Annotated in this window: 30 protein-coding genes and 1 pseudogene; 17 read left to right on the forward strand and 14 right to left on the reverse strand. The window is 60.1% G+C overall.

Translation table 11 applies throughout. From position 1 onward, the window contains the following. From VGO04_RS21170 to VGO04_RS21200, 7 genes are all read right to left on the reverse strand, one after another. Positions 1–713 (reverse strand): amino acid ABC transporter ATP-binding protein (locus tag VGO04_RS21170; RefSeq protein ID WP_327497921.1); only part of this gene is annotated, 713 nt, incomplete at its 3' end. A gap of 86 nt (positions 714–799) precedes the next feature. Further along, positions 800–1,480 carry an ABC transporter permease subunit gene (locus VGO04_RS21175; RefSeq protein WP_327497922.1) on the reverse strand — a complete coding sequence of 227 codons (681 nt, stop codon included), beginning with the start codon at positions 1,478–1,480 and terminating at the stop codon, positions 800–802. Positions 1,481–1,484: 4 nt separating this feature from the next. After that, on the reverse strand, positions 1,485–2,156 hold the full coding sequence (locus tag VGO04_RS21180; RefSeq protein WP_327497923.1) for an ABC transporter permease subunit: 672 nt from the start codon (positions 2,154–2,156) through the stop codon (positions 1,485–1,487). Continuing rightward, the gene (locus VGO04_RS21185) at positions 2,153–3,535 is read right to left on the reverse strand and encodes a M20/M25/M40 family metallo-hydrolase (RefSeq protein WP_327497924.1); all 1,383 of its coding nucleotides are present in this window, start codon (positions 3,533–3,535) and stop codon (positions 2,153–2,155) included. Before VGO04_RS21185 ends, VGO04_RS21180 begins: the two co-directional genes overlap by 4 nt. 59 nt (positions 3,536–3,594) lie before the next feature. Further along, a complete protein-coding gene (locus VGO04_RS21190; protein ID WP_327497925.1) occupies positions 3,595–4,374 on the reverse strand; it encodes a transporter substrate-binding domain-containing protein in 780 nt (259 codons plus the stop codon). A gap of 46 nt (positions 4,375–4,420) precedes the next feature. Continuing rightward, entirely contained in the window at positions 4,421–5,554 is a 1,134-nt protein-coding gene (locus VGO04_RS21195; protein WP_327497926.1) for an aminotransferase, read from the reverse strand. Between the two features lie 30 nt (positions 5,555–5,584). Beyond that, a complete protein-coding gene (locus tag VGO04_RS21200; RefSeq protein WP_327497927.1) occupies positions 5,585–6,526 on the reverse strand; it encodes an ornithine cyclodeaminase family protein in 942 nt (313 codons plus the stop codon). Positions 6,527–6,650: 124 nt separating this feature from the next. On the opposite strand from VGO04_RS21200, the gene VGO04_RS21205 reads away from it, so the two are divergent. From VGO04_RS21205 to hisN, 7 genes are all read left to right on the forward strand, one after another. After that, the gene (locus tag VGO04_RS21205) at positions 6,651–7,220 is read left to right on the forward strand and encodes an XRE family transcriptional regulator (protein WP_327497928.1); all 570 of its coding nucleotides are present in this window, start codon (positions 6,651–6,653) and stop codon (positions 7,218–7,220) included. 55 nt (positions 7,221–7,275) lie between these two features. Continuing rightward, entirely contained in the window at positions 7,276–8,088 is an 813-nt protein-coding gene (locus VGO04_RS21210; RefSeq protein WP_327497929.1) for a PLP-dependent aminotransferase family protein, read from the forward strand. Continuing rightward, on the forward strand, positions 8,085–8,792 hold the full coding sequence (locus VGO04_RS21215; RefSeq protein ID WP_327497930.1) for a PLP-dependent aminotransferase family protein: 708 nt from the start codon (positions 8,085–8,087) through the stop codon (positions 8,790–8,792). The genes VGO04_RS21210 and VGO04_RS21215 overlap by 4 nt, the downstream gene beginning before the upstream one ends. Before the next feature lie 284 nt (positions 8,793–9,076). Next, the gene (locus VGO04_RS21220; protein WP_327497931.1) at positions 9,077–9,871 is read left to right on the forward strand and encodes a transporter substrate-binding domain-containing protein; all 795 of its coding nucleotides are present in this window, start codon (positions 9,077–9,079) and stop codon (positions 9,869–9,871) included. A 58-nt stretch (positions 9,872–9,929) separates the two neighbouring features. After that, entirely contained in the window at positions 9,930–10,628 is a 699-nt protein-coding gene (locus VGO04_RS21225) for an ABC transporter permease subunit (RefSeq protein WP_327497932.1), read from the forward strand. Beyond that, complete coding sequence (locus VGO04_RS21230; protein ID WP_327497933.1) at positions 10,625–11,353, forward strand: ABC transporter permease; 729 nt, start codon at positions 10,625–10,627, stop codon at positions 11,351–11,353. Before VGO04_RS21225 ends, VGO04_RS21230 begins: the two co-directional genes overlap by 4 nt. Beyond that, on the forward strand, positions 11,346–12,122 hold the full coding sequence (gene hisN / locus VGO04_RS21235; protein WP_327497934.1) for a histidinol-phosphatase: 777 nt from the start codon (positions 11,346–11,348) through the stop codon (positions 12,120–12,122). Before VGO04_RS21230 ends, hisN begins: the two co-directional genes overlap by 8 nt. Before the next feature lie 48 nt (positions 12,123–12,170). On the opposite strand, the pseudogene VGO04_RS21240 reads toward hisN, so the two are convergent. The 4 genes and pseudogenes from VGO04_RS21240 to VGO04_RS21255 all read right to left on the reverse strand — a co-directional run. Next, a pseudogene (locus VGO04_RS21240) lies at positions 12,171–12,314 on the reverse strand (D-serine ammonia-lyase); the annotation flags it as partial. Positions 12,315–12,358: 44 nt separating this feature from the next. Beyond that, entirely contained in the window at positions 12,359–12,673 is a 315-nt protein-coding gene (locus VGO04_RS21245) for a multidrug efflux SMR transporter (RefSeq protein WP_327497935.1), read from the reverse strand. Between the two features lie 81 nt (positions 12,674–12,754). Then, positions 12,755–13,213 (reverse strand): carboxymuconolactone decarboxylase family protein, encoded by a 459-nt coding sequence (locus VGO04_RS21250; RefSeq protein WP_327497936.1) that lies wholly within the window; start codon positions 13,211–13,213, stop codon positions 12,755–12,757. Positions 13,214–13,309: 96 nt separating this feature from the next. Next, positions 13,310–14,737 carry a PLP-dependent aminotransferase family protein gene (locus VGO04_RS21255; protein WP_327497937.1) on the reverse strand — a complete coding sequence of 476 codons (1,428 nt, stop codon included), beginning with the start codon at positions 14,735–14,737 and terminating at the stop codon, positions 13,310–13,312. 153 nt (positions 14,738–14,890) lie between these two features. Here VGO04_RS21255 and VGO04_RS21260 point away from each other — a divergent pair, with 153 nt between their 5' ends. The 3 genes from VGO04_RS21260 to VGO04_RS21270 are packed head-to-tail and all read left to right on the forward strand — an operon-like array spanning position 14,891 to position 16,763. Further along, entirely contained in the window at positions 14,891–15,571 is a 681-nt protein-coding gene (locus VGO04_RS21260; protein WP_327497938.1) for an FMN-dependent NADH-azoreductase, read from the forward strand. A 14-nt stretch (positions 15,572–15,585) separates the two neighbouring features. Next, a complete protein-coding gene (locus VGO04_RS21265; RefSeq protein ID WP_414650578.1) occupies positions 15,586–16,278 on the forward strand; it encodes an HD domain-containing protein in 693 nt (230 codons plus the stop codon). Then, a complete protein-coding gene (locus VGO04_RS21270) occupies positions 16,272–16,763 on the forward strand; it encodes a response regulator transcription factor (RefSeq protein ID WP_327497940.1) in 492 nt (163 codons plus the stop codon). The genes VGO04_RS21265 and VGO04_RS21270 overlap by 7 nt, the downstream gene beginning before the upstream one ends. Here the strand turns inward: VGO04_RS21270 and VGO04_RS21275 are convergent. Further along, the gene (locus VGO04_RS21275) at positions 16,760–18,280 is read right to left on the reverse strand and encodes a PAS domain-containing sensor histidine kinase (RefSeq protein WP_327497941.1); all 1,521 of its coding nucleotides are present in this window, start codon (positions 18,278–18,280) and stop codon (positions 16,760–16,762) included. The two genes, VGO04_RS21270 and VGO04_RS21275, sit on opposite strands and share 4 nt — an antisense overlap. 698 nt (positions 18,281–18,978) lie before the next feature. Here VGO04_RS21275 and VGO04_RS21280 point away from each other — a divergent pair. The 7 genes from VGO04_RS21280 (at position 18,979) to VGO04_RS21310 (ending at position 24,980) form a co-directional block, all read left to right on the forward strand. After that, a complete protein-coding gene (locus tag VGO04_RS21280) occupies positions 18,979–19,932 on the forward strand; it encodes a sulfonate ABC transporter substrate-binding protein (RefSeq protein ID WP_327497942.1) in 954 nt (317 codons plus the stop codon). Next, the gene (locus tag VGO04_RS21285; RefSeq protein ID WP_327497943.1) at positions 19,932–20,768 is read left to right on the forward strand and encodes an ABC transporter permease subunit; all 837 of its coding nucleotides are present in this window, start codon (positions 19,932–19,934) and stop codon (positions 20,766–20,768) included. The genes VGO04_RS21280 and VGO04_RS21285 overlap by 1 nt, the downstream gene beginning before the upstream one ends. Continuing rightward, positions 20,765–21,508 carry an ABC transporter ATP-binding protein gene (locus tag VGO04_RS21290; RefSeq protein WP_327497944.1) on the forward strand — a complete coding sequence of 248 codons (744 nt, stop codon included), beginning with the start codon at positions 20,765–20,767 and terminating at the stop codon, positions 21,506–21,508. The genes VGO04_RS21285 and VGO04_RS21290 overlap by 4 nt, the downstream gene beginning before the upstream one ends. Positions 21,509–21,742: 234 nt before the next feature. Further along, on the forward strand, positions 21,743–22,030 hold the full coding sequence (locus VGO04_RS21295) for a DUF971 domain-containing protein (RefSeq protein WP_327497945.1): 288 nt from the start codon (positions 21,743–21,745) through the stop codon (positions 22,028–22,030). A gap of 9 nt (positions 22,031–22,039) precedes the next feature. Next, a complete protein-coding gene (locus VGO04_RS21300; RefSeq protein ID WP_327497946.1) occupies positions 22,040–23,776 on the forward strand; it encodes a fumarate reductase/succinate dehydrogenase flavoprotein subunit in 1,737 nt (578 codons plus the stop codon). A 12-nt stretch (positions 23,777–23,788) separates the two neighbouring features. Beyond that, on the forward strand, positions 23,789–24,022 hold the full coding sequence (locus tag VGO04_RS21305) for a ferredoxin family protein (protein ID WP_327497947.1): 234 nt from the start codon (positions 23,789–23,791) through the stop codon (positions 24,020–24,022). Position 24,023: 1 nt separating this feature from the next. Continuing rightward, positions 24,024–24,980: a HEAT repeat domain-containing protein gene (locus VGO04_RS21310; protein WP_327497948.1), complete on the forward strand. Its 957-nt coding sequence runs from the start codon at positions 24,024–24,026 to the stop codon at positions 24,978–24,980. 18 nt (positions 24,981–24,998) lie between these two features. On the opposite strand, the gene VGO04_RS21315 is transcribed toward VGO04_RS21310, so the two are convergent. Further along, positions 24,999–25,748 (reverse strand): Crp/Fnr family transcriptional regulator, encoded by a 750-nt coding sequence (locus VGO04_RS21315; RefSeq protein ID WP_327497949.1) that lies wholly within the window; start codon positions 25,746–25,748, stop codon positions 24,999–25,001. 357 nt (positions 25,749–26,105) lie between these two features. Further along, a partial coding sequence (locus VGO04_RS21320) for an aldehyde dehydrogenase family protein (protein WP_244497304.1) occupies positions 26,106–26,251 on the reverse strand: 146 nt, incomplete at its 5' end.

Here is a 26,251-nt window from a genome sequence, read left to right on the forward strand (position 1 = left end):
AGCTTGGTGCGCTCGTGCTGCGGATTGTCGAAGAACTCGGCCGGCGAGTTCTGCTCGACGATCTGGCCCTGGTCCATGAAGATCACGCGGTTGGCGACCTGACGGGCGAAGCCCATTTCGTGGGTCACGCACAGCATGGTCATGCCTTCTTCGGCGAGCGACACCATGGTGTCGAGCACTTCCTTGACCATTTCCGGGTCGAGTGCCGAGGTCGGCTCATCGAACAAGAGGATCTTCGGCTTCATGCACAGCGAGCGGGCGATTGCCACGCGCTGCTGCTGACCGCCCGAAAGCTGGCCCGGATACTTGTTTGCCTGTTCCGGAATCTTGACGCGCTTCAGGAAGTGCATCGCGATTTCTTCAGCCTGCTTCTTCGGCATCTTGCGAACCCAGATCGGCGCAAGCGTGCAGTTTTCCAGGATCGTCAGATGCGGGAAGAGGTTGAAGTGCTGGAAGACCATGCCGACTTCGCGGCGCACTTCGTCGATCTTTTTGAGGTCGTTGGTGAGCTCGATGCCGTCGACGACGATCTTGCCCTTCTGGTGCTCTTCAAGGCGGTTGATGCAACGGATCATTGTCGACTTGCCGGAGCCCGACGGGCCGGCAATGACGATGCGCTCGCCCTGCTGAACATCGAGGTCGATGTCCTTCAAGACATGGAAAGCGCCGTACCACTTGTTCATGCCGGCGATCTTGACTGCTGATTTTGACATTTTCTCTCCTCCAGAAGTGTGCTTGGCTGGGCCGCGCGGAAGACCTCCTCCGCTTGCGGTTCTCGCGAACGGTCGATGGTGTTGGCTTATCGGCCCGGGATGGCGAACCTCGTTTCGAGCCCCTTGAAGACCCGCCCGAAGGCGGCGCCGATCAAGAGATAGATGGCACCCGCCATCAAGAACGTTTCGAATGGTGCATAGGTCTTGGCGACGAACACGCGGGCTGCACCGGTCATTTCCATGACCGTGACCGCGCTCGCGAGGGTCGAACCCTTCATGACGAGGATCAGTTCGTTGCCGATGCTTGGCAAGGCGGCGCGGTAGATTTGCGGCAGGACTACCTTGATCAACAGGACGTATTTTGCCAATCCGAGAGCTTTCCCGGCTTCCCACTGCCCTTTGGGCACCTGCCGGATTGCACCGGCGAGGACCTCAGCCGAATAGGCGGCCGAGTTGAGAGCGATCGTCAGGACGGCGCAGTAAACCGGGCTGCGGAGGATGGGCCAGAGGACGCTTTCGCGAACGGCCTCTAGCTGCCCAAGGCCGTAGTAGACAATGAAGAGCTGCACGAGAAGTGGGCTGCCACGGATGAAGAACGTGTAGGCAGACGCCGGAAGCCGCAAGCACCGTGAGGGAGAGGACAGAGCCAGGGCGACCGGCAGCGCGACCACCTGTCCCAAGAGGAAGCTCGCCAGCGTGATGATCAGTGTCAGAACGAAGCCGTTCTTGATGGCGATGAAAGCGGGAAGAAAAAGATCCAATGACATGGGACTACCGCAGATGAGTGGTCAGGCGCTGGTTGTAGGCATTGATGAACAGCGTCGAGACGCCGGTCACCAGCACATAGAGCGCCGCAGCCGTAAGGTAGAAGGCGAGGGGCTTGTGGGTGGCGCCGGCCGCGACAACGGATTTGCGCATCAATTCCTCAAGCCCGATGATCGAGACCAGGGCGCTTTCCTTCAGGATCACGAGCCACTGATTGCCGAGGCCCGGCAGGGCCCGGACCATCATCTGTGGCAGGACGACCAGCCGGAATGCTCCAGGCCGGCGAAGGCCAAGAGCGAGTGCCGCCTCCCATTGACCGGAGGACACCCCGACCAGTGCGCCGCGGACGATCTCCGTCAGATAGGCGGTCGAGACCACAGTCAGCGCGGCGATGCCGGCGGTAAGAGCATCCACTTCGACATAGCCGCCGAAAAGACCGGTCAATAGAACCGTGCCGCCGTAGAAGATCAGGAAGATGACCAGCAGTTCCGGCAGACCGCGAATGAGGCTGACGTAGCCGGCGATGACCTTGCGAACCGGGGCGGGTCCGTAGACCGCGGCCGGTGCAAGCACGACCGAAAAGATCAGTCCAAGGACAAAGCTTCCGACGGCGACGGAGAGGGTGACGACGAAGCCCTGCAGGAGCTGGGGGGAATACTGGATAACCGCTTCGATCATGACCCGGTCTCGCGTTGCTGGGAACCGACGTCTGCCGCCGATCCGCACTGGCTGGCGAGCGCGGCGAAGAAGTCTGCGGAGAAGCCGATCATTTGGTGGAACTGGTCGATGAGGATGTTCTCATCGGGAGAGTGCAACATTGCGCCATGGTGCGTGATGCCCGCACCGAAAAGCGTGGCGCCGAGCTGATGTGCGAAGGGGTGGGCTAGACCCGAGGCTGCCGAACTCGGCTGCAGGATGGCAGGCTGGCCGAACCACTTTTCCAGCAGGTCCGCCCCGAGCTTCACGGCCCAATGCGACGGATCGCTGCGAACACCCAAGACCTCGGCGTCGTGGACGATGAGTTCGATATCGTCAAAGCCGTTGTCGTCCAGGTGCAGCCGTACCAGTTCAGCGACAGCTTTGGGGTCCTGTCCAGGGACGAGACGAAAATCGAGCTTGGCGGTCGCGGTCGCGGGCAGAACCGTCTTCGTACCAGCTCCATCGTATCCGCCATGGATGCCGTTGACGTTGAGGCATGGTTCGAAGTTGAGGTGTTCGTAGAAGTTGGACGGTGTCACGGCGCCAAGAAGCCTTTGCGCCCCGGTTGCCGCCATCAAGTCTTCCAGCGGAAACGGAGGCGAGGCGGCAAGCTCTATAGCCGCTCGATCGGTCTCGGTGTTTTCGTAGAAGCCTTCGATCAGGACACGGCCGGCTGCATCGCGCATGGAAGCGACAGCGGAGGCCAGCCGCCATAGGGGATTATCGAATATGGCGCCGAGGCTGGAATGAAGATCCGCGCGTGCGGTCCGCACGCTCAGCTCGATCGCCAGAACCCCTTTGAAGCCCATGAGGATCACCGGTCGGCCGCGTGAATCGATCTCCCCGAATTCCCACCAGCAGAGGTCAGCTCGAAGATCCGGATAACGTTTCTCAAGGAAGCGTACGAGCGACGGACTGCCGATTTCCTCCTCGCCCTCGACAATCCAGATCAGGCGGAAGGGTAAGGGCCCAGCGTGTCTTTCCCGGAATAGGCGCCATCCGGCAAGGCGGCTGACGAATTCGCCCTTGTCATCTGCCGCGCCGCGGCCGAAGAGCGTGCCGTCGCGCTCAGTGAGGCTGAAGGGCGGCGCAGTCCAAAGATCGACGGGCTCTTCAGGCTGAACGTCGTAGTGGTTGTAGATCACCAGCGTGAAGGGGCCTTCACCGATTTCTCCGGTTACGAACGAACCGACGTCCCCTGGCTCGATCGCAGTTTGGAAGCCGGCGTCGGCGAGGAGGGCGGCAACCTTGTCGGCGCACGCATCGAGGCCTTCAACACGGGCGCTGACGGAGGGGATCGCGACGAGGTCGGTCAGGTCTCGCCTCGCTTCGATCTTGATATGGTCTGGAAGTGTCATCGTCCAATTCCTCTCGCGAGGAGGCGGGCTTGCTCGCCCCCTCGCGTGGTTCACGTTCGTCATTTCTTGGAAATGTCGTAGCCGAACCACTTTTCGGAGATCGTCTTGATTGTGCCGTCCGCGAGCATCTCCACCACGGCCTTGTCGACCTTGGCGGTGAGTTCCGTGTTGCCCTTGGCGATGGCTACGCCCTGTCCCTTGCCGAATTCAGGGAAATCCGCGCTGGTCAGGAGCGGGCCGGCATAGACCAGCTTGTCGGCGCCACGATCCTTCACAAGCGGCTCGAGCGCGGATCGCTCCATCAGGCCGGCATCGATACGTCCGGCGACAACGTCGTCGGCAATCTGGTCCGGCCGGTCATAGACGCGCACGTCCGCATCCGGGAAATGGGCGCGAACCACCTGCTCGTGGGTCGTTCCGGTCTGTACGCCGATCGCGACCTTCGCAAGCCTGTCCTGCAGATCTTTGGCGGATTTCGCCTCGGCAACCACGCTGCCGGCGGCAACGACAATCGCGTTCGGGGCGTCCGCGTAGGCGACGGAAAAGTCGACCTTCTGCGCCCGTTCCTCGTTGATTGAAACGCCCGAGATAACCAGGTTGAACTTACCGACCTGCAGGCCGGGCAGCAGCCCGTCATAGGCCTGGTTCTGCCATGTGCAATTCGCCTCGATGCGCTTGCAGATTTCGTTGCCGATCTCGCGGTCGAAACCGACGATCTCGCCGCCGGCATCGACGGATTCCCACGGCGGATAGTCTGCGCTCGTGCCGACCCGCAGCTCTTCTGCGCTGGCGACACTCGCTGCCAGCGAAAGTGTCATCACGGCAAGCAATCTCTTCATGTTCACTCCCTTTTCGTTATGAGACATTGCATTTTCCGGGCACTGGTCACGCGGCCGCGGTCTGATAGCCCTTCAGGAACTCAGACATGCGCTTCAGGCCTTCCTGAAGGGTGGTGCCGTTGTTGGTGAAGCCGATCCGGACATAACCCTCCATGTCCATCGCGCTACCAGGCGTCAGCATGACGCCGGTACGTTCCAGAAGCTGGATGCAGAATTCTTGCGAGGAAATGGGCAGATCGTACTTGAGAAGTGCTGTCGTGCCCGACTTCGGTTTGATCCACGAGATCAGCGGCTCGTTTTCGACCCAGTCGGAGAGCACGGCGAGGTTGGTGCGGGTGATCGAATGGCTGCGCGCAAGAATCTTGTCACGGTTCTCAAGCGCGATGGCAGCGAAATGATCGTCCAGCATGCCGACGCTGATCGTGTTGTAGTCGCGATGGACGGAGACCGCGTGGATCAATTCCACGGGAGCGACGATCCATCCGAGGCGCAGGCCAGCAAGCGCGAAGGTTTTGGACATGCTCGCGGTGCTGATGCCCTTTTCATAGAGGTCGGCGATCGAGGCGGTCATGCCGTCGCCTTCCTGGTCCGTACCGCGATAGACCTCGTCACACAGGATCCATGCGCCGCAGGCGCGGGCGATCTCGACGATCTTCTCCAGATAGGCGCGATCCATCAGCGAGCCCGTCGGATTGTTCGGATTGTTGATGGCGATGAGCTTCGTGCCCGGTGTTGCAAGGCGCTTCAGTTCGTCCAGGTCTGGCAGGAAGCCGGTCTTTTCCGTGAGCTTGAGGATCTGTACGTCGGCGCCGTAGCTTTCCGGGATCGAATAGTGCTGCTGGTAGGTCGGCAGGACCGAGATCACTCGGTCACCCGGCTCGACAAGGGTTGCGTGTACCAGGGCATTCGCGCCGATGGCGCCGTGCGTGATCACGACATTTTCTGCACCTTGCTTTTCATAAAGGCCGGCAACCAGCTTGCGGAGTCGTTCGCTGCCTTCGATGGCTCCGTAGGTCAGCTTCATGGGCAGAAGCTCGGAGAGGATGGTGTCGGTCTTGCCGGCCATCTCCAGTAGTTCGGCGACTGTCAGCGACTCGACGCAGGTCTCGGCGATGTTCCAGTCGCATATGTTTTCGTAGCGGTTCATCCAGATCTCGACGCCGAAATCACGAATCTTCATTGCCTATCTCCTGTCCTGTCTTGAAATTGGTTAGGCCCGCGCTGCGGAAAGCAGCGCGCTGGCGGTTGCGATGTCTTCGAGCCCGAGCCCGATCGAACGGAAGAATGCGGGCCGGTCAGTGTCCCGGGCGGGTGCTCTGCCCGACAACAGTTCGGGCAGGTCGCCAACAAGGCGATCTGTGCTCCAGTGGCCATTTTCTGCGGCAAGTTTCATTTCACCTGCTGCAGCCGGCGTGGTGGCCCGATAGTCGCAATAGACCTCGAACCGATTGAGCGTGTCGGGGGCAATCTCGTGGGCGTTGGCGACGTTGGTGCTGATGGATGTGACGAGTACGCCCGCGCCGATTTTCGACGCGTCGATGACCGGGGTGCCGGATGAGGTGCATAGCATAACGACGTCGGCGCCGGCCGCGGCCGTATCGGTATAGGTGGATGTCGTCACCGGGCAGCCAGATTCGAGCTGCACCGGAAGACCGTGCCGGGTGGCAACATCCGGAGAGCACAGACGAATTTCCTGCCACGGACGGATCGATGCAGCATGCCGAAGATGTGCGAGCCCGATTTCGCCCGTGCCGATGATCGTCAGGATCTTTGCCTCCTTCGAAGCCAGCAGATCGGCTGCAATCGCGGTGGTCGCCGCCGTTCTTTCGGTCGTCAGGCGTTTGGCATCACACAGGAGCAGCGGCTTACCAGTCTCCATGGACATCAGGAGTGTCCAGGCGGTAACCGTCGGCCCATTGGCGCCTGGAATATAGGGGGACAGCTTGGTGCCAAAGACACCATCGCTGCCGAGAACCCCCGGATAGGTGATGAAGTCACCGCCCCCGGCCGGGAACAGGCTCAACGTCTGTGGCGGTTGCACAGCCTGTCCATCGGCAAGTGCGATGAACATGCGCTCCAGGGCTGCGCGCACATCTGTGCGGGGCAACAGTCGAGTGATATCTTCGTCGTTGAGTACAACCAATTTCTGCATTGTGACGATCCCAAAAAGGCGTGCGAAGTCACGCTGCATGGACGCCAAAGCCTTGGCTCCCCATGCAGGGCAAGACGCACAGAAATGTGTTGAGCTGTGAAAGCCGGTAGTCTAGAAGGACCATATGAGCAATATATTGCACAGTCAAGACCGGGCCGATGTATTGGCCCACGTTTCCGGAAACCTCCGCCGATTGAGGCTCGCGTCCGGTTTGAGCCAGACAGCATTGGCAGATGCCTCCGGTATCAGCCGGCGGATGATCGTGGCGGTCGAGGCTGGCGACGCAAACATCAGCCTTTCCAGCCTCGATAAATTGGCAACAGCGATGGGCGTGGACTTCGTAGAACTGGTGCGCGATCCGTCACGAGAGACGCGCACGGAGATTAACGAGATCACCTGGCGCGGCAGTCAACCAGCAAGTTCCGCCATGCTGCTAGGCTCGGCGCCTGCTTCGCGGGAAACGCAGATGTGGCTATGGAGCCTCGGCCCGGGCGAAAGCTACGTGGCAGAGCCAGACCCTGAAGGATGGCACGAGATGCTTTTCGTCGTCGAAGGGGTGCTGCGTTTGGTTCGATCGGGCGAGGCGCAGGATTATGGCGCGGGCGAGTTTGTCACCTACAGCACTGCCCAGGACTATTCGTACTGCAACGTCGGAAAGGAGATCGTCCGGTTCGTCCGCAACGTCGTCTCGTAGATCGAAATGCCGCCCGACGGGGTATTGTGCGCGGCTCCGGACATGGATTTCTCGAATGGCCCCAGTGAAAAAGTTCAACTATCCCGTTTGGACGATGGTCGTTCGAGAAAAGTCCGGTGGACCGACGTTGCAGGAGCAATTGTTCATCCAACTGCGCCGGCTGATCGTCAACGGACAACTCGCGCGCGGCGCGCGTTTGCCGGCCAGCCGGTCGATGGCGACCGATCTCGGGATTTCGAGAAACACGGTCAACCTGGCTTATGATCGCCTGGCGGCCGAGGGGTACATAAAGCGTCGTCCGAGTTCCGGCTTCTACGTGGAAGAGAGCCTTCCTGAAGATTCGGTTCGGTCAGGAGGAGACAGGGACCAGCTGCCTTCGAGTTTACCTGTTGCGCTGTCGGCGCGGGGAAGGGAGGCCTCGGTGCGGCATTGGAGCTGGTCGCGCCAGGACAAGTTTGATCTCAGTCCTGGCATGCCGGCGCTGGACATCTTTCCCTATAAGCAGTTCGGAAAGATTGCCGCCAACTATTGGCGACGCTTCGCGGTTTCTGATCTCGGCTATGGCGAAGGCGGCGGTCTGGCGGCGCTTCGCCAACAACTTGCCATCTATCTCAGCGAGGCGCGCGGTATCCGATGCGAGGCTGACCAGATTATCGTCGTAGGAAGCACGCTCCAGGCAGCCAATCTCGTCGCGCATGTTCTTCTCGACGCCGGTGACGTCGTCGGCGTGGAGGATCCGGCCTACGCGACGCTGTTGTCCACCCTGCGTTCGGCTGGGCTTCGGCTCACACCCGTGCCCGTTTCTCGTGACGGACTGAACGTTGACGACATCGTGCATCGTGCCGCGGATGCCCGGATGCCCGGATGATCTTGGTTTCGCCGGTCGGTCAGTTTCCCGCGGGTGCAACCATGTCGGAATCGGCGATTGAACGGCTTCTCGTCTGGGCCAATACGTCGGAGCGCTGGATATTCGAGGACGACTTCAACAGCGAGATCCGATGGCGCGGTACGCCGCTCGTGCCGCTCGCCGCGCGCAAGGGCGGCGAACGGGTCATCCATGTCAGCTCCTTCAATCGCGTGCTTGCCCCAGGCCTGCGGCTTGCTTACCTCGTCGTACCGCGCGAGTTGATCCCCGCCTTCACGGCGGTGCAGGACAGTCTTTCCTGTTATGCCCCGCTTACCCACCAGCACACGGTCGCGGATTTCATGGCGAGCGGAGAACTCGCGTCTCATATCCGGCGTACCCGCGCCGTCTACAGGGATCGCGCCATCGCAATGATGACGGCCCTAAGAGAGAAGCTCGGTGACATTTTTGACGTGCCGACACTGGACGCCGGGCTTCATTTGACGCTTACCGCACGTGAGCCCTTGGACGATGTCGAGCTTTCACGGCTCTTGCGCGGAGCATGGGTCGATACGCCACCGCTTTCTTCCTATTGCGTTGATCGGAAAGATCTCTTTGGTCTTGTCGCAGGATTTGGCAACCTCTCCCCCGAGCGGTTGGGCGGGGCGGTCCAGCGGATGGAGCTTGTCACAAGGCGGTTTCTGGACCGAGCCGACAAGTCCTCCTGAAACGCAATCCGGTACCATGAGTTTATATGAATTGGTACTTTAGCTTGCTCTGCTTCCGAGCCATCCTTTGTTCCAGAAGGTAGGTTCTGGAGGGAGGCCAGAATGCAAGTCCGATCCAAAGACATGACCAGATAGTCGCGCTCACCAGCATCCCGGAGCAGCTATGTGCTGCTGGCCTTGAACACTGGTCGCCGCTCGCGACACCTCATTTGCAGCCGCCCGCTTGAGGCAGCTGCCCATGTTCCCATGCCCAAAAACCGCAGCCTTATGACAAGGAAGGTCTCATGAAAAAGATCATCGCATTCGCCTTCGCCGGCCTTCTGCTCGGCGCAACGTCGTCGCAGGCCGCCACGCTGAAAGTGGCAAGCGACTGCACCTATCCCCCGTTCGGATATCAGGACGCCAACGGTGAAATCAAAGGCTTCGACGTCGATGTCGCGCTTGCCGTCGGCAAGCAGATTGGCAGCGAGGTCGAAATCATCTGCCAGGCCTGGGATGGCATGATCCCTGGCCTGCTCGCCGGCAAGTACGACCTGATCTCCGCATCGATGTCCATCACCGAGGAGCGACTGCAGAGCATCAACTTCTCCGTTCCCTACCGCTCGTCGGCCGCCCGGTTCGTCGGACTCAACACCTCGGATGCCAAGCCGGTGACGGATGGGGGAGAGCCGAACCCGGAAGGCGTTGCCGGTAAGACCATCGGCCTCCAGCGCTCATCGACCTATGCGAAGTATATCGCAGAGAAGTATCCGCAGGCGACCGTGTCCGAATATGACAAGGTCGATAACATGATCCTCGATCTTCAGGCAGGTCGAGTCGATCTCATTTTTGCTGGTCCGATCAAGCTCGACAACGATTTCCTCAGCAAGCCGGAAGGCAAGGACTACGGTTTCGTCGGCCCCGAAATCGACGATGTATCCTACTTCGGCCCCGGTATCGGTATCGGCATCCGCAAGGCCGACGAAGATCTTCTGAAGAAGGTCGACGGTGCGCTGACCGCCATGTTCAAGGATGGCAACTTCAAGGCGATCAACGACAAGTACTGGTCGTTCAGCGTCCTTCCGGTCTCCGCAAGGTAATCCGCCACGACAACCGGACGGGGCCGTTTGACGGCTCCGTCTTTCTATGGAGACGACCATGGACCTGTTGCAAGGATGGGGCGACGAGATCGCTCACGGCACCCTTTTGACCATGAAAGTGGCAGTGCTCTCGCTGCTCGTCGGCCTGTGTTGGGGCATGCTGGGCGCGTTGGCACAGATGTCACCGAACCGGACTGTGGCCTCCCTTGGCCGTGGCTTCAGCCTTGTGATGCGAGGAACCCCCGAACTGCTGGTCATCCTGATCGTGTACTTCGGCGGGACGGTGGCGCTGACGAAAGCGGTCAACCTCTTCGTTGCGGATTTCGGCTTCGTCGAGGTGCCGCCTCTCCAGGCTGGCGTCTTCGCGCTCAGCCTCGTCTTCGGTGGCTATGCCGCCGAAGTCCTGCGCGGTGCGTGGCAATCCGTTCCGACCGGCGTAATCGAGGCGGGGCATTCGCTTGGCCTCGGGTGGTTCGTCATGTTCGTCAAGATCCGTCTGCCGCTACTCATGCGCTTTGCATTGCCAGGTCTCGGCAACAACTGGATTTCGCTGATCAAGGATACCTCGCTGATCTCGATCGTCGGTTTGCATGAACTGATGGGCCTATCGCAAATGGCCACCTCGGTCACCCGCCAGCCCTTCACCTTCTATATGACTGCCGCCCTGATCTATCTGGCTCTGACATTGGCAAATACGCGCCTCATCGCCTGGTTCGAAGGCCGCTTGATGCGCGGCGAAGGGAGGTCCGCAGCATGAACTGGTCGCTGATGTTGGAGAGCATTCCGGCGCTGCTCTACGGTGTGCTCGCCACGGTGCAATTGCTCGTTTTGACCCTTGTTTGTGGAGGTCTGCTCGCCTTGCCGCTTGGCATCGTCGCCGCCAATGGCCGCCCGATGTCCCGGCTCCCGGTGATGGGCTACATCACCTTCTTCCGTGGAACGCCGCTGCTGGTGCAGGTTTTCCTGGTCTACTACGGATTGTCGCAGTTTCAGATCGTTCGCAGCAGCATCTTCTGGCCAGTCCTGCGCGAAGCCTGGTTCTGCGCGCTGCTGACGCTCGCGCTCCATACCGCAGCCTACACCGCGAACATCCTGCGCGGCGCCATTCTCGCAATCCCGGCCGGTCAGAAGGAGGCGGCCGTCGCCTTGGGCATGCGCCCCTTGCTGATCTACCGGTTCGTCATTCTTCCCCAGGCGCTGCGGATCGGCATGCCGGCCTATGGCAACGAAATGATCAGCATGATGAAGGCGACCTCCCTCGCCAGCACAATCACGATTATGGAGCTCACAGGCACGGCAAATACGATCGTCGCCCGGACCTATGCTCCCTACGAAGTCTTTGTCTCCGCTGCGCTCATCTATCTCTGCGTCGCCTGGATGCTCTCGCGGCTGGTGAGGGCGATCGAGGCTCGACTCTCCCGCCACATGCGCCCGGCCGTAGAGGCACAAAACAATCTGAGGAGGGTACCCGCCCATGCTTGACCAACCGCTCCACCTTTTTTCCAGCTTCGCCAACGAGATTGCCGATGTTGCGCGGCAGATCGTGCGCACTGCTGCGGCTGGCCCGCGCCGACCCGTTGCGAAATCGGATTCGAGCCCTGTGACGGAAACTGACCGGGCAGTGGAGCAGTCGCTCCGCGAACGCATCGCCGACCGCTTTCCCGACCATGGAGTGCTCGGGGAGGAATTTGGCGCCGAGGGTTTGGGGCAAGAATTCGTCTGGGTCATCGATCCTATTGACGGCACCAAGGCTTTCGTCGGCGGACTTGCGGTCTATGGCACGTTGATTTCATTGACACATGGCGGGACGCCGGTCCTTGGACTGATCGACAATCCTGTCACCGGCGACCGCTGGCTGGGACTGTCAGGGCGCGCGACGACCCTCAACGGTGTTGCCGTCCGGACCGCACCGACTTCTCTCCTATCGGAAGCGTTCATGGCCAACGGCAACCCGGAACCGTTCCGGCAAAGCGAGAAGGATAGCGTTGAGCGCCTGCGCCAATCTACGCGATGGTGCGTCTATGGTGGGAGCTGCATGGCCTATGGCCGTGTCGCGGACGGTAGCATCGACATCAGCATCGACGGAGGGCTCGACCCCTACGATTATTGCGCCCTTGTCCCGGTGGTGATGGGCGCGGGCGGCTGTATCACGGACTGGCAGGGTCGGCCGCTCACGCTGACCTCCGGAAATCTCTGCCTTGCAGCCGCCAACGAAGTCTTGCATCGCCAGGTCCTCGAAACGCTGAATTGATCAGCTCTGACGGGATGTGGGGCTGCAATAGACGGCCTGGTCGACGTTTTCGCGCGCCAGGGTCTCCGCCAACAGGAACACTTCGTAGACGCCGCCGCGGGCCTTGGTCGAGCCAGCGACGGGGAGGTGGCTGTCAGCCTTGATGAACACATTTCCGAATTCCCGCGTGCCGTAGCCGAGCGCATCGCGGATGACCGCGATTGGACCACGCGCCGACATTGCCGGAAGCGAGAGGTTCAACTCACAATTTTCAGTCCGATGACGCCTGAAAGGATGAGGCCGATGCAGAGCAATCGTGCCAACCCGACCGGATCACCGAAAGCAATCATTCCAACGATCGCGGTTCCTGCAGCTCCGATACCTGTCCAGACTGCGTAGCCTGTCCCCACCGGCAGTGAACGCAGAGAGAGCGACAACAGCACGACGCTGGACAGGCCGCTCGCGATGGTCACAAGTGCTGGGAGGGCTCGAGTGAAGCCATCGGAAGATTTCATTGCGACCGCGAAGACGATCTCGAGAGCGCCTGCGAGGACGAGCATGCTCCATGCCATAATGATGTCCTTTGGAAGGGCGACAAAGCGCGGCGGGCGCTGACAAGGGGGACGCCCTTTCCAGCACCCGCAGAATCCTTGTTAAGCGGCCTTGGTCGCAGCCAAGGGCGTGGAGCGGAACGACACGCCAAATCGATTGAAGGCGTTCATCAAGCCGATCGCGTAGGTGAGATCCGCAAGTTCCTTGTCGTTGAATGCGCTGGCCGCAGCCGCATATTCGGCGTCAGGGGCACCCGTTTCGCAAATGCGGGTAACGGTCTCCGCCCAGGCGAGGGCTGCGCGCTCACGGTTTGTGAAAAGCGTTCCCGCATCTCGCCATACCCCGACAAGAGCGAGCTTCTCGACTTCGACGCCTTCCTTGATCAGGTCGCGCGTGTGCATATCGATGCAATAGGCGCAGCCATTAATCTGAGACACACGGAGATTGACGAGATCGACAAGGCCCTTCGGCAAACTGCCCTTCTGCAGTGTCATGTAGACTCCGCCGAACGCTTTGTAACCCTCCGGTGAAACCTCTGCATACTTGATACGATTGCTCATAACCAACGATCCTTCCATTTCTTGATGAAGCGGAAGGTCGCGCTTGTTGGCCCAGACTAGAAGGTCCAAGAATGGTGTTGCGACCTAGACCATAAGTCAGGCATCCAAAAGCTTGCTGATCCGGATACCAAGTTCTTCCGCCATCGACCGCGACGTTACATTGGTAAAGTTGACAAGAATGGCTGACATCCGATTTCCCTCGAACGTCCAGTCCGACAGCGCTTCCGCATAGAGTCCATCAGCCCGCATTCGTGAGACGAGCTCGTGGTCGGGTACATCCGGTACACGCAGGATCAGGTGCATGCCTCCGGGTTGCGGATCGATCCGCACCTTTCTCTCGCCGAGTGCAAGCTCGAGTCCGGCTATAGTCGCCTCCCGGCGCTCCGAATACAGCCGCCGCATGCGCTGAATGTGTCGCGCGAAATGGCCCTCCTTCATGAAGTCCGAAACAATGGCTTGAGTGAACCAAGGGCTTCCGCCGGAAAGGTCACCTGCGACGCGTTCGAATGTTTCGACCTGGGCCTCCGGCACTACGAGGTAGGAGAGCCTAATCGCCGGGAACAGGACCTTGCTGAAAGTCCCTGTGTAAACGACCCGCCCATCCCTATCGAGGCTCTTTAGAGCAGGAAGCGGACGGCTGACATAACGGTACTCGCCGTCATAGTCGTCCTCGACGATCCAAGCCTTGGTTTCCGATGCCCAGTTCAGCAGCGCGAGGCGCCTGGGAAGCGACAGCGACATCGAGAGGGGGCTCTGGTGTGCGGGGGTGACGACTGCCGCACGCGCCCGTGGAGCAGCTTTGATACCATTTTGAACTATCATTCCGTCCCCATCGACGGCGACCGGAACCGGAGCGATTTTCATGTGCTCGAGGATTCGTCTGGTCGGAGGATAACCAGGGCTCTCAAGCCATACGTTGTCCCCGGCGTTCAACAGAGAGTGGGACACAAGCTCGATCGAATGCCTGTATCCACCGGTGACGAAGACCTGCTCGGGAGAGCAGTCGATCCCGCGCGAAACCTGCAAATACGCGGCAAGTTGGGTGCGCAGGGTGGATAGGCCACGGACATCTGGATGGACCATGTCTTCTGGCTGCATGGCGCGAGCCAGGCGTGCGCCCAATCTCGCCCATATCTTTCGGGGAAAGGCATCCAAGGCTGGAAGCCCCATTTGAAAAGGCAGAACGGTGTCGGGCCGATAGGTTATTGGAGCGAGGAGCGGGTCAAAGCTTCGAGCTGGAGGTGGCCTGGTCCGCTGTGGCTTGATATCCGGAGAAACGATGGTCCCTGCCTGGCCGCGGGGCAGGATGTATCCTTCAGCCGCCAACAAGGAGTAGGCCGATTCTACCGTGCCTCTTGCCAGTCCCAGTTCCTTCGCCAGGGCGCGGGCGGCGGGTATCCGATCCCCGGGCTTGAGGACGCCCTCCGAGAACGCATTCAGGAACCGGTCGTATATTTGCCAATAATAAGGTTTGTCGGCGTTCGGATCCGGCGGCGAGATATAGCTTTTCCGAATATCGGCCATCTCCATATCCCTCGTCCGTGTTGCGTACGCGAACCCTACTATGGCCCACACGCAAACACCATTCTTGGATCTGTGTAATGAGCCACGTCGGCGGTAAACCACGGCCAGAATCCTGCGTCAAACCGTTGGCGTGGCCAACTCCAGGGACGAGCGATGAAGACGATTTTACATGTGAGCTGCAGCCCGCGAGGCAAGGCCGCCGAGAGCTACCGGCTCTCTCAGGAAATCATAATGGCCTTGCAGGCAAGCTTGGCCGGCGCAAGCGTGATCGAACGTGTCCTTGGAGATGGCTCCCTTCAGCACATCGACAACGACTACGCCCTCTCTCAGTCATCTCGGCAGGACGTCTCCCGGGAGGGAACCATGGCGGTGTCGGAGCTGCTGGTCCGAGAGCTTGAAGGCGCGGATTGCCTGGTCATTAGCACGCCGATGCACAACCTTACTGTTCCAGCCTCGCTGAAGGCATGGCTCGATCATGTCGTTCGGGCTCGCAGAACCTTCACAATCGGCGCAGGTGGTAAGGTCGGCATGCTCAGTGATCGTCCTGTATACATGGCCGTGGCCTCCGGCGGACGGTTCTCTGGGGAACAGGCCCGCCAACCAGATTTCCTCACTCCCTATCTGATGACGATCCTTGGCACCATCGGCCTTCACGATCTGACGTACTTCTCCGTCCAGGGAACAGGGGCCAGCCCGGAGCACGTCGCGATGACGAGGACGCAGACGTCAGTTGAGATCAAGGAGCACTTTGCTTCGCTCCTCGCGAATAGCTCGGAGGAGCGTCTGAACCAGCCACCGTACGCCACCGTGACCGAGCTTATTCGGGCGGTTTAACCAGGAGGATGACCGTGGCCAGTCAAATGACGGCAGGATCTATCGAGGACTTTGCAGGTGATCGTCGCTTGGCGGAGCAACTAGCCTTCATTCTCGAAGTCGAAAAGCTCAAGAACGTTTTGCGCAGAACTCCCTTGCTGGATCGCTCGCGCGTCGAGAACGACGCGGAACACACGTGGCAGGTGGCGCTGATGGCAATGGTGCTATCCGAGTATTCCGACCGGAGTATCGATCTACCACGCGTCATCAAGATGCTGCTCATCCACGATATTGTCGAGATCGACGCCGGCGATACCTTTGCCTTCGACAAGGTTGCTGGGACAAGCCAGATCGAACGGGAAACCAGAGCTGCCAAACGAATCTTCGAGTTGTTGCCCCAAGATCAGGCGTTGGAATTTCGGTCGCTCTGGGACGAATTCGAGGCGAAGGTTTCGCCTGAATCCCTGTTTGCCAATGCCATGGATCGCTTGCAGCCAATGCTGCACAGCTACTTTACAGGTGGCGAAAACTGGCAGTCAGCCAGTGTCACGTCGTTCGATGTGGAGCGCCGTATGCAACCCGTCGCGGCCGCTTCAGGCACCTTGGGCCACCTCGTTTCAAGGCTCGTAAATTCTGCCATCGAAATGGGAATCCTCACCCCTTGCAGCGACGGGAAGATCGCATCGGAGGTACATCCACCGGTCAATGGGCGGAGGCAGACGTGTTGAACTCGAACACAGATATGAAACCTGGTATCGAACCGACGGTCTACGTAATCGATGACGCAGCGAGCGTGCGGAATGCCCTGCTCGAGCTTTTTGCCGTGACTAACGTAAGGGCGGCGGCTTTTGCGAGCGGAACGGAATTCTTTGAAACCGTTGATGCAGACAGTGCCGGTTGCGTCGTCGTGGATCTTCAGATGCCTCATGAGACTGGTCTCGATGTGCAACGCCGATTGGCTTCTCTTGGCAACAATATGCCCGTAATTTTCATCTCAGGGCACGCAGACGTCCCGTCCAGTGTGACGGCGCTCAAGGCAGGTGCCATCGATTTCATCATGAAGCCGTTTGCAATTCAGGATCTGCTCGACGCAGTTGACCGTGCAATGGAGTTGGATGGCGAGCGCCGCCAAGCGGGTGGGGGCCAAGATCAGGTTCGAGCGCTGGCTAACCCCTTCCCAGGAGACGCCCGCGACAAGAAGAATTACAGCTAGCTAGCGGTTTCCGAGGCTGGCAGCGTGAAGGAAACCGTGGCTCCACCACTTGGGTTGTTCTCCACCCAGAGACGTCCTCCATGGGCTTCGACTATCGAACGACAAATCGGAAGTCCCATCCCCATGCCGTTGCTCTTCGTTGTAAAGAAGGGTTCAAACACACGATCGGGATGTGCAAAGCCGGTTCCTGCATCCTCTACGGCAATACAGACTACATTGCCTGGATCACTGCTTGATTTGATCTTCAAGGTACGAAATGGGTTGGTGCTGTCCATTGCTTGGATCCCATTCCGGATAAGATTTACGAGAACCTGCTGCACCTGCACACGATCCAGCGGAACCGCGGGAAGATGAACGCCCAGGTTCATTTCGACCCTAGTCGTGTTCGCTGAGATCTCGTCGGACATGAGGTCCACCACTTCGTGCACGAGGCGGTTTACGTCTTCCACCGTCCGCGCTTGCGGTTGCTTCCTGAACAAAGCGCGAATACGGCCGACTATATTCAAAGCCGCGAGTGCATCTTGCGTTACCTTTTCGGCCGCATGCTTGCCACGCTCGACGTTTGGAGGATCTGCAGACAGCCATCGAACACACACATCGGAATCCGTCACTACCGCGGTAAGCGGTTGGTTGATCTCGTGTGCGATTGAAGCGGCGAGCTGGGACAGGTTGGCCGCTCGAGCGGCGTGAGCAAGCTGTTCAGCAGAACGGCGCAGCGCTGCTGCTGCTTGGACCTGGTCCTCTACGTCGTGGCAGAGGCCGAACCACTGTACGATGTTTCCGTCCTTGTCCCGTATTGGTTCGACTCGTCCCAACATCCATCGAAACGTGCCATCTGCCCGCAGAAGTCTGTAGCTCATTGAAAAGCTGTCACCCGTCGCCAGGCAACGGCCGAGCTCGCGGCGAACAGACTCGGCGTCATCGGGATGAAAAATCGTGTCCATTACGGCTTCAACATCTCCGGCATTGGACAGGTCGAGGCCCAGGAAGTCTGCCATGTGCTTGTTGATCATGGTCGTCGTGCCCTCGGGTCCCAGCAGCCAAACGTGGCTCGGAACTAAATTGACCAAGAGGGACAACTCAATTGAGCGGGATCGCAAATTCACCGCGTCCTGTTTTTCCTCCTCGATGTCGATCGTCTGGCCGTGCCAGGCGATGACATGTCCAGAGACGTCCCTTAGTGGTCGTCCGGACACGCGAAACCAACGGTACTTGTCATCAACGCCGCAGAGGCGGTGCGCAGTCTCGAGTAGTTGGCCAGTGGCAATGCTTGTCTGCCAGGCTTCGGCAACACGGCGCTGGTCGTCCTTGTGCACACGTTCCAGCCAGTCCTCTAGGTCTCTCGGGAAACCAGCTCCAAAAAAGGTTTCCATGCTGCGATTGCGATAGGTGAAATGACCGGACGGGTCGGTCGACCACATATGGCCAGGAATGGTCGCCAGCAGATCAAGCTCCCCGGTATACCGCACCTCTAGGGAGGGAACATTCTCGCTCGTCAGCACTTCATTGTTGGACATTTCGTCCCCCAATATAGGAACAGTAGCCACGCCGGCAGACGGCACTTGTACAGCAGAGTGTTGATCGGAACGGTCCACTATACCCATTGGGGGCAAGTCATCAATCGCACGGAGGGAGAGTCGAACAGTCACAACTCGCCTGATGTTCACTTCTGGCGCCGTCAAACCGTCCAGCCCTGTTGATGCGGCGTCTGCTTTCGGGCAGAGGCCAATTTGGTCTCTGCCGACCGTTTCGGGCCCAAGGCGCGCCTTCTTCACAAGCCCTGCGTTTGGCTGTCCTGCGGATGTTTACGTTCCGGGCCAAAATGACCGCTTAATGTATCGACTAGAATGGCCGACCTGAAGAATGTCACTTCGCATGCCCGGGTCACCGCCGCCTTCGTAAGCGCCATTGAGGTTTGAAGACAGAACGAATGTCTTCGGACAATGGCTATCCCATATCGCCGTGTCTGGTTTCTCTAAATTCTCGCGGCGAGCATTCGTAAGCCATCCGCGGCATCATCTCCGTTTCAGCGAAAGCGTGACGCCGGCCTGGTTCCGGCCGGCGGACGCCCAAGCGCGAACCGTTCGATGCAAGAAGCCCCGGAGATAGGAGAAAAAACTATGCACTCACCCAAGCTTGGAATCGGCGTTCTAGAATAGATGTGAAATCTATAGATTATGTGTGCTAATATACACCTTTCGCACAGGAGAACGTCATGATGATTTCCAGACGCCTTTTCTCGATAGCGCTTGCGGCCGCCTTTGCGGTACCGCTTCTTGAGGTCACGCCCGCCACGGCCTCCGACAAAGTGATCCGCATTGGCTACCAGAAATACGGCACACTCGTGCTGCTCAAGGGAAAGGGTCTGCTGGAGAAAAAGCTCGAGCAGATCGGCTACACGGTAACTTGGGCGGAGTTTCCGGCAGGTCCGCAGCTTCTTGAGGCGCTGAACGTCGGCGCAGTTGATTTCGGGACGACCGGCGAGACGCCGCCGATCTTCGCGCAGGCAGCCGGTGCCCCCCTCGTCTACGTCGCCCATGAGCCGCCGGCGCCCCGCGGCGAGGCCATCCTCGTTCCGAAGGGGAGCCCCATTCAAAGCGTCGCAGATCTCAAGGGCAAGACCGTTGCTCTCAACAAGGGTTCGAACGTTCACTTCCTCTTGGTAAAGGCGCTTGAGGAGGCTGGCCTCAAATATAGCGACATCAAGACCTCTTTCCTTCCGCCGGCCGATGCGCGCGCTGCCTTTGAACAGGGCGCCGTCGACGCCTGGGTGATCTGGGATCCCTTCCAGGCGGCAGCAGAGCTCGCCATCGAGGCGCGCGAACTGCGTAACGGCGAAGGCATCGTGCCGAACCACCAGTTCTATCTCGGCGCAAAGCCCTTCGTGGACAGCCATCCCGAAGCAGTCGACACGGTGATTGCGGCGGTCGCCGAGATCGACGAATGGGCGAAGGCAAATCCGGCGGCGGCTGCCGCTGAACTGGCGCCGTCTGTCGGCATTCCTGCCGATGTGCTGGCCGTTGCGCTGGCGCGGCAATCCTACGGGGTCAAGGCTCTCGACGACAGCATCGTCAAGCAGCAGCAAGCCATCGCCGATACGTTCTTCGACCTCGGCCTCATTCCAAACAAGATCTCGATTGCGAACGCCGTGCGCAAGGGCGGTGCGTGATGGTGGACCTGTCGGTAGCCGGTATCGCTACCGGCGAAACCCGTAAGCCCAATCTGAAGAGCCTGTGGAGCGGACTGGCGCCATGGGCTCTCCCGCTCGTGCTTCTTGTCGTTTGGGAAATCGCCGCCCGAACGGGTCTCGTGACCGCGCGCCTGATGCCAGCGCCGACAACGATTGCGGCCGCCTTCTGGCGGTCGCTACTGGACGGGTCGCTCCTCTTCCATACGCTCGCCTCCACCCGGCGGGCCTTTATCGGCCTTGCGATCGGTGGCGGGCTCGGCTTCGTCGCGGGCGTCGTTACCGGTCTCTGGAAACCTGCCGAGACGCTGTTCGACAGCACCGTCCAGATGGTGCGAAACATCCCGCATCTCGCGCTGATCCCGCTGGTGATCCTCTGGTTCGGAATAGATGAAACAGCCAAAATCTTCCTGGTTTCGATCGGTGTCTTCTTTCCGATCTACATCAACACCTTCCATGGCGTCAGAACCATCGATCCGCAGATCGTGGAAATGGCGTCGGTCTACGGGCTTGACCGCAAGGCGCTGATCCGCCGCATCATTCTTCCCGGAGCACTGCCCTCCATTCTGGTCGGCTTGCGCTACGCGCTCGGCTTCATGTGGCTGACGCTGATCGTCGCTGAGACGATTTCGTCCACGAATGGCATTGGCTACATGACGATGAACGCGCGGGAATTCCTCCAGACCGACATCGTCCTGCTCGGCATCATCGTCTACGCCCTTCTCGGCAAGTTCGCCGACGTGGTGACGCGTGCAATCGAAAGACGTGTGCTCGTCTGGCATCCGGCCTACCGGGCTAAGGCGGGGGGCGAAGCATGAGCGCGGTTTCGGCGCATGTTGCGCAAAACGACGGCGGCCTTTCGATTTCGCTGTCGCGGGTCGTGAAATCCTTCGGCAAGCTCAATGTGCTCGGCAGCTTCAACCTGGAAATCTCGGGGGGCCAGTTTCTTGCCGTTGTGGGAAGGTCGGGTGGCGGCAAGTCGACCCTGTTGCGGCTGATCGCTGGACTGGAGACGGCAACGAGTGGCCGCGTCAGTATCGGCGGGCGGGAAGTCGATCGCACCCTCCCTTCCGTGTGCCTGCTTTTCCAGGAGGCACGTCTGGTGCCGTGGCAACGGGTCATCGAAAATGTCGGAATTGCCCGCGGTCCGAACTGGCAGGACACGGCGCGTCGAACGCTCGCGGATGTCGGCCTGGAGGGACGCGAAGACGATTGGCCGAGCGTGCTTTCCGGCGGCCAGCGCCAGCGCGTGGCACTCGCCCGCGCGCTTGTCAGTGCCCCCCAGATCTTGTTGCTCGACGAACCCTTCGGTGCGCTGGATGCGCTCACGCGGATCGAAATGCATCGCCTGCTCGAGCGGATTTGGTCGGGTCGGGGCTTTACCACCGTACTGATCACCCACGATGTCGCCGAGGCTGTGGCGCTTGCCGACCGCGTGGTGGTTCTGCGGGAAGGGGCGATCGCGCTTGATATCGACATCGATCTCGAACGTCCCCGAAGGGAGCTTGCAGATCCGCGTGCGGTCGATCTGCAGCGCCGGATTCTTGAGGCGGTGTAGCCGGATTTCCGACCGGAATTCAGGTTTGCAGAGATCGGGCGGCAGGCATGCTCGCGCCGTGCCCTGTCGTGCGCTCCGTTGTCTTAAGTGCGGCGGCGAACGCGGATGATTTCTTGCCCCAATCTCCCAGCCGGAGGCGCCGGAGATTGCTCCCTGAATATGAGCTGCCAAGGCAATTTATTGCGTGTGCCGGGCTGACCCCTTCCTAGAATGGCCAACCATCAAGGAGTGCTCATGATCGCTGTCAGTCTCAAGGTCAATGCCGCGCGCAGCAGTCTCGCCGTTACGTGGGACGATGGCGCTGTTTCTCACATCCCGGCGACCGTGCTGAGGGCGCGCAGCCGCGCAGCCAGCCAGGTGCGGGCGGATCTCGAAGGGCGCGCCGGTTCTTATGAAACCGTCACTCTCAGCGGTGCCGAGCCAATCGGCACCTACGCGATCCGGCTGGTTTTTTCTGATGGCCATGATCGCGGCATTTACCCCTGGCCGTACCTGCGAGCGATCGCCGACGCTGTGTTTTGAGGAAGAACCATGGACGATTTTATCGACGGCCTTTCGGAAGTTGCCTGCGATGTGCTGGTGATCGGCGGCGGAACCGCCGGCCCGATGGCGGCGCTGAAAGCCAAGCAGAAGAACCCGGCGCTCAACGTCGTGTTGCTGGAAAAAGCCAATGTGAAACGATCCGGCGCGATCTCGATGGGCATGGACGGCCTGAACAACGCCGTCGTGCCTGGCTATGCGACGCCGGAGCAGTACACGAAAGAAATCACGATCGCCAATGACGGCATCGTCGACCAGGCACCGGTCTTCAAATACGCATCACGCTGTTATGACATCATCCAGGAATTGGATCGCTTCGGCATCCGCTTCCAGAGGAATGCCAACGGCGACTACGACCTGAAGAAAGTCCATCATCTCGGCACCTATGTGTTGCCGATGCCGAATGGCGAAACGGTCAAGAAGGCGCTCTATCGCCAGCTGAAACGCGAGCGAATCCTGATTTCCAACCGCTTCATGGCCACCCGCCTGTTGACGGCGAAGGATGGTCGCGTAGCAGGCGCCGTTGCGGTCAACACCCGAACGGCGGAATTCCTCGTGCTGAGGGCAAAGACCGTGATCTTATGCATGGGAGCGGCCGGCAGACTCGGATTGCCGCATTCGGGCTATCTGTTCGGCACCTACGAGAACCCCACAAACTCCGGGGATGGTTACGCCATGGCCTATCATGCCGGGGCAGCGCTCGCCAATCTGGAGTGCTATCAGATCAACCCGCTCATCAAGGACTACAACGGCCCTGCCTGCGCCTATGTCGCCGGCCCGTTCGGTGCCTATACCGCCAACAGCGAAGGCAAGCGCTTTATCGAAAGCGACTACTGGTCCGGCCAGATGATGCAGGAGTTTTATAACGAACTGCAATCGGGGAAGGGGCCGGTCTTCCTGAAGCTCAACCATCTTCACCCAGATACCGTCGGTGAGATCGCGGATATCCTGCATCGCGTAGAACGTCCTTCGCGCGGGCGGTTTCATGCGGCGCGGGGCACCGATTACCGCGACAGGATGATCGAAATGCATATTTCCGAGATCGGTTTCTGTTCCGGCCACAGCGCATCGGGCGTCTTCGTCGACGATTATGCGCGCACGACGGTGCCCGGTCTCTACGCTGCGGGAGACATGGCAAGCGTGCCGCACAACTATATGCTCGGAGCCTTTACGAACGGGGCTGTGGCGGGAGAACATGCGGCGGAGGTGGCGCTGGAAACGGACCTTCCAGCTTACGATCCGGATTTCGTGCGGATCGAGCGCGAGCGGGTTCTCGCGCCGACGCGCCGCGAGGACGGAATTCCTCCCAACCAGCTCGAATACAAGGTGAGACGTCTGGTCAACGATTATCTGCAGCCGCCCAAGGTGACGGCTCGCATGCAGATCGGCCAGCAACGATTGGCCGAGGCCAGAGACGATCTCGAAACGTCCCTCGTTGCGCGCAACGCGCATGAGCTTATGCGGTCGCTCGAAGTGTCGTCCATCCTGGATTGCGCAGACATGGCCGCCCACGCATCGCTCTATCGCACAGAAAGCCGCTGGGGCCTTTACCACAACCGGGTCGATCATCCTGAAAGGGACGACGAGAACTGGTTCTGCCATGCGCTGCTTCGCAAGGTGAATGGCCGCATGAGCTCGGAGAAGCGCGCCATCCAGCCCTACATCGTTCCCATCGAGACCGAAGAGCGGACGGCCTATGAGCGTCTGCGCGTTTCCAACCAAGCCTGATCGAGGAGAGCCATGCCACTTGCTCTTTCCCCCACCGCCGTTCCCGTCGTTGTCGACGAAGCGAAATGTATCGCCGACAAGGGCTGCACCGTCTGCGTCGATGTTTGCCCGCTCGATGTGTTGCGCATCAGCGACCTTACCGGCAAGGCCTACATGAAGTTCGATGAATGCTGGTACTGCATGCCGTGCGAGACGGACTGTCCGACGGGCGCCGTTACCGTCAACATCCCCTACCTGTTGCGCTGACATGGCAAGCTTCGATCCATTCGAGGACTTCGGCGATGCCGATGAAATTGCTGGTCGCCTTGCTGATGCGGATCCCGCCGTGCGGCGCCTCGCTGTCATCGATCTGAGCGAGACGGCGTCGCTGGATACGCTCCGGCATCTGTTGGCGATGGTTGACGACAGCGATGCTGCCGTGCGGTTACAGGTGGCGATCGCGCTTGGCGATTTCGACACCATCGATGCGGCCGGCGGGCTGGCGAAACTACTGATTGATCTGGATAGATCGGTGGCTTCCGCTGCGGCGGACAGCCTTGCCGAGTTGAAGGACCCGGCGGCTGTTCCCGCACTCCTTTCGTTGCCGACCCATCCTGACCCTTTTGTGCGCGCATCCGGGTTTCGCGGAATGAAGGGACTACGCTCACGCGCAGCGCTCGGGCCTGCGCTCAATGCGATTTCGGACGAGAGCGCTCAGGTGAGGGCCGAGGCGTTGGGGGTGATCGCCTATCTCAAGCTCGAAGAAACACTGCCGTCCTTGATCGCAGCTACGCGCGACGCCGACGCATCTGTCCGTGCTGAGGCGGTCAATGCCTTGTCGTTCACAAAACAGGTGGCGGCGGCGACCGCAGTTGCTGCGGCGCTGCGGGACGATGTCTGGCAGGTGAGGGCGGCCGCGGCGCAATCGCTCGGGAGGATCGGCCACGCATTTTCCGTCGGTAGTCTCGTTGCCGGATTGGCGGACGAATTTTGGCAGGTCCGCCAGAAGTGCCTGGGCGCGCTCGGGAGCCTGAAGGCGCAATCGGCTGTCGCCGACATAGCGGCGCAGCTTGCGAGTGACCTGCCGTCGCTTCGCAAGGAGGCGGCGGCGGCGCTCGGCGAGATTGCCGATCCGTCGGCGCGCGAGCCACTGATGGCCTGTGCCTCCGATGCGGATCCGGATGTGCGAAAAACGGTGCGCTGGGCGCTGACCCGGATTGGTTGAGCTGGCCGGAGCGCGGCCTCAGGCACCGCGCTTGGAAACCATCTCCATCAAGTCATGCGGGCGCTCGATGCGAATGTGGCGCGGCGTCACGGTGAGGAGCCCGTCCTTCTGGAATCGCTTCATCATCATCGTCACCCATTGGCGGGTCGAGCCGACCATGGCCGCGATCTGGTCATGGGTGACCTTTGCGTTGATGATGATGGCCTGGCCGTCCCTGACACCATGCAGGTCACCGAGATTGATCAGGAACTGGGCGAGGCGCTCGATGACCGAGCGGGTACCCAGCATCTGCGCCATGGCCGAATAGCACCGGCCCTTGGCGGCCAATCCCTGCAGAAGACAGAGTGCGAAGTTTGGTAACTCGACGACCAGCTTCTTCAGCGCCGGCGCTGGCAGGAAGAGGATGCGGCAGTCGCTCAGAGCCTCTCCCGACCAGATGTGTACGCCGCCCCCCGTCATCTTGGGGCCGCCAATAAAATGTCCCTTCGTCCAATAGGCCAATGTGATCTGGCGCCCCGATGGCGCGGTATAGAACACCCTGACGTCGCCGGCTTCGATGATGAAGATGCCACAGTGCTCGTCGCCCTGGTTGAAGATTGCTTCACCCGTCCGAAATGAAAGTTGGCGGCTTTGCGATTTCAGTTTCGCCCACTCATCGGGAGTAAGGGTATCGAGAAAATGCGCTCCTTCATCGAGCCCATCGACACCTTCACTCAAGAAAAGTGCCTGGTTACCGGGAAGAATGGCCGGGGCAGGCAGGTCGATCAAGTGGGTGTGTTTCGGGCGCGCCGCCGGGTTGGCGGTCAGGCGGACGTCGAGGCTCACATCGGTCTCCTTCCACATCGCAATCGCCACTGAAATTATACATAATCTACCAATTAAGAAGGAATATAATTGCGACTTCGCCGATGGAATAGGAAGGATATGGTGTACGCGCCACCTAAGGAACGAGCCGGAAGTCCGGAAAGCCTGCCAGCCTCGAGGCCGGCAGCACCTGCTCCAGGCGCGCCTGGATGGTCGTCAGCAACACGGTCGCGTTGCGGCGCGCCTGTGCCATGTCGATTTCCACATGAGGAGCGAGCCTGCGAGGCAGCCGCCGAGGGCGGGCGCCCGCGTTCCGCCGGCTCAGACGCTCTTGCGCGTCACGAAGCGTGTTTCCAGATAGGCTTCGATGGCTTCCGAACCGCCTTCCGTGCCGTAGCCGGAATCCTTGATGCCGCCGAAGGGCACTTCCGGCAACGCCAGGCCGAGGTGGTTGATCGAGATCATGC

Source organism: Ensifer sp. (assembly GCF_035999185.1).
Taxonomy (GTDB): domain Bacteria; phylum Pseudomonadota; class Alphaproteobacteria; order Rhizobiales; family Rhizobiaceae; genus Ensifer.

Excerpts from the sequence above, each read along its gene's own strand:
- VGO04_RS21175 (WP_327497922.1), bottom strand. The coding sequence starts at position 1,480 with ATGTCATTGGATCTTTTTCTTCCCGCTTTCATCGCCATCAAGAACGGC.
- VGO04_RS21180 (WP_327497923.1), bottom strand. The coding sequence starts at position 2,156 with ATGATCGAAGCGGTTATCCAGTATTCCCCCCAGCTCCTGCAGGGCTTC.
- VGO04_RS21185 (WP_327497924.1), bottom strand. The coding sequence starts at position 3,535 with ATGACACTTCCAGACCATATCAAGATCGAAGCGAGGCGAGACCTGACC.
- VGO04_RS21190 (WP_327497925.1), bottom strand. The coding sequence starts at position 4,374 with ATGAAGAGATTGCTTGCCGTGATGACACTTTCGCTGGCAGCGAGTGTC.
- VGO04_RS21195 (WP_327497926.1), bottom strand. The coding sequence starts at position 5,554 with ATGAAGATTCGTGATTTCGGCGTCGAGATCTGGATGAACCGCTACGAA.
- VGO04_RS21200 (WP_327497927.1), bottom strand. The coding sequence starts at position 6,526 with ATGCAGAAATTGGTTGTACTCAACGACGAAGATATCACTCGACTGTTG.
- VGO04_RS21205 (WP_327497928.1), top strand. The coding sequence starts at position 6,651 with ATGAGCAATATATTGCACAGTCAAGACCGGGCCGATGTATTGGCCCAC.
- VGO04_RS21210 (WP_327497929.1), top strand. The coding sequence starts at position 7,276 with ATGGCCCCAGTGAAAAAGTTCAACTATCCCGTTTGGACGATGGTCGTT.
- VGO04_RS21215 (WP_327497930.1), top strand. The coding sequence starts at position 8,085 with ATGATCTTGGTTTCGCCGGTCGGTCAGTTTCCCGCGGGTGCAACCATG.
- VGO04_RS21220 (WP_327497931.1), top strand. The coding sequence starts at position 9,077 with ATGAAAAAGATCATCGCATTCGCCTTCGCCGGCCTTCTGCTCGGCGCA.
- VGO04_RS21225 (WP_327497932.1), top strand. The coding sequence starts at position 9,930 with ATGGACCTGTTGCAAGGATGGGGCGACGAGATCGCTCACGGCACCCTT.
- VGO04_RS21230 (WP_327497933.1), top strand. The coding sequence starts at position 10,625 with ATGAACTGGTCGCTGATGTTGGAGAGCATTCCGGCGCTGCTCTACGGT.
- hisN (WP_327497934.1), top strand. The coding sequence starts at position 11,346 with ATGCTTGACCAACCGCTCCACCTTTTTTCCAGCTTCGCCAACGAGATT.
- VGO04_RS21245 (WP_327497935.1), bottom strand. The coding sequence starts at position 12,673 with ATGGCATGGAGCATGCTCGTCCTCGCAGGCGCTCTCGAGATCGTCTTC.
- VGO04_RS21250 (WP_327497936.1), bottom strand. The coding sequence starts at position 13,213 with ATGAGCAATCGTATCAAGTATGCAGAGGTTTCACCGGAGGGTTACAAA.
- VGO04_RS21255 (WP_327497937.1), bottom strand. The coding sequence starts at position 14,737 with ATGGCCGATATTCGGAAAAGCTATATCTCGCCGCCGGATCCGAACGCC.
- VGO04_RS21260 (WP_327497938.1), top strand. The coding sequence starts at position 14,891 with ATGAAGACGATTTTACATGTGAGCTGCAGCCCGCGAGGCAAGGCCGCC.
- VGO04_RS21275 (WP_327497941.1), bottom strand. The coding sequence starts at position 18,280 with ATGTCCAACAATGAAGTGCTGACGAGCGAGAATGTTCCCTCCCTAGAG.
- VGO04_RS21280 (WP_327497942.1), top strand. The coding sequence starts at position 18,979 with ATGATGATTTCCAGACGCCTTTTCTCGATAGCGCTTGCGGCCGCCTTT.
- VGO04_RS21285 (WP_327497943.1), top strand. The coding sequence starts at position 19,932 with ATGGTGGACCTGTCGGTAGCCGGTATCGCTACCGGCGAAACCCGTAAG.
- VGO04_RS21290 (WP_327497944.1), top strand. The coding sequence starts at position 20,765 with ATGAGCGCGGTTTCGGCGCATGTTGCGCAAAACGACGGCGGCCTTTCG.
- VGO04_RS21295 (WP_327497945.1), top strand. The coding sequence starts at position 21,743 with ATGATCGCTGTCAGTCTCAAGGTCAATGCCGCGCGCAGCAGTCTCGCC.
- VGO04_RS21300 (WP_327497946.1), top strand. The coding sequence starts at position 22,040 with ATGGACGATTTTATCGACGGCCTTTCGGAAGTTGCCTGCGATGTGCTG.
- VGO04_RS21305 (WP_327497947.1), top strand. The coding sequence starts at position 23,789 with ATGCCACTTGCTCTTTCCCCCACCGCCGTTCCCGTCGTTGTCGACGAA.
- VGO04_RS21310 (WP_327497948.1), top strand. The coding sequence starts at position 24,024 with ATGGCAAGCTTCGATCCATTCGAGGACTTCGGCGATGCCGATGAAATT.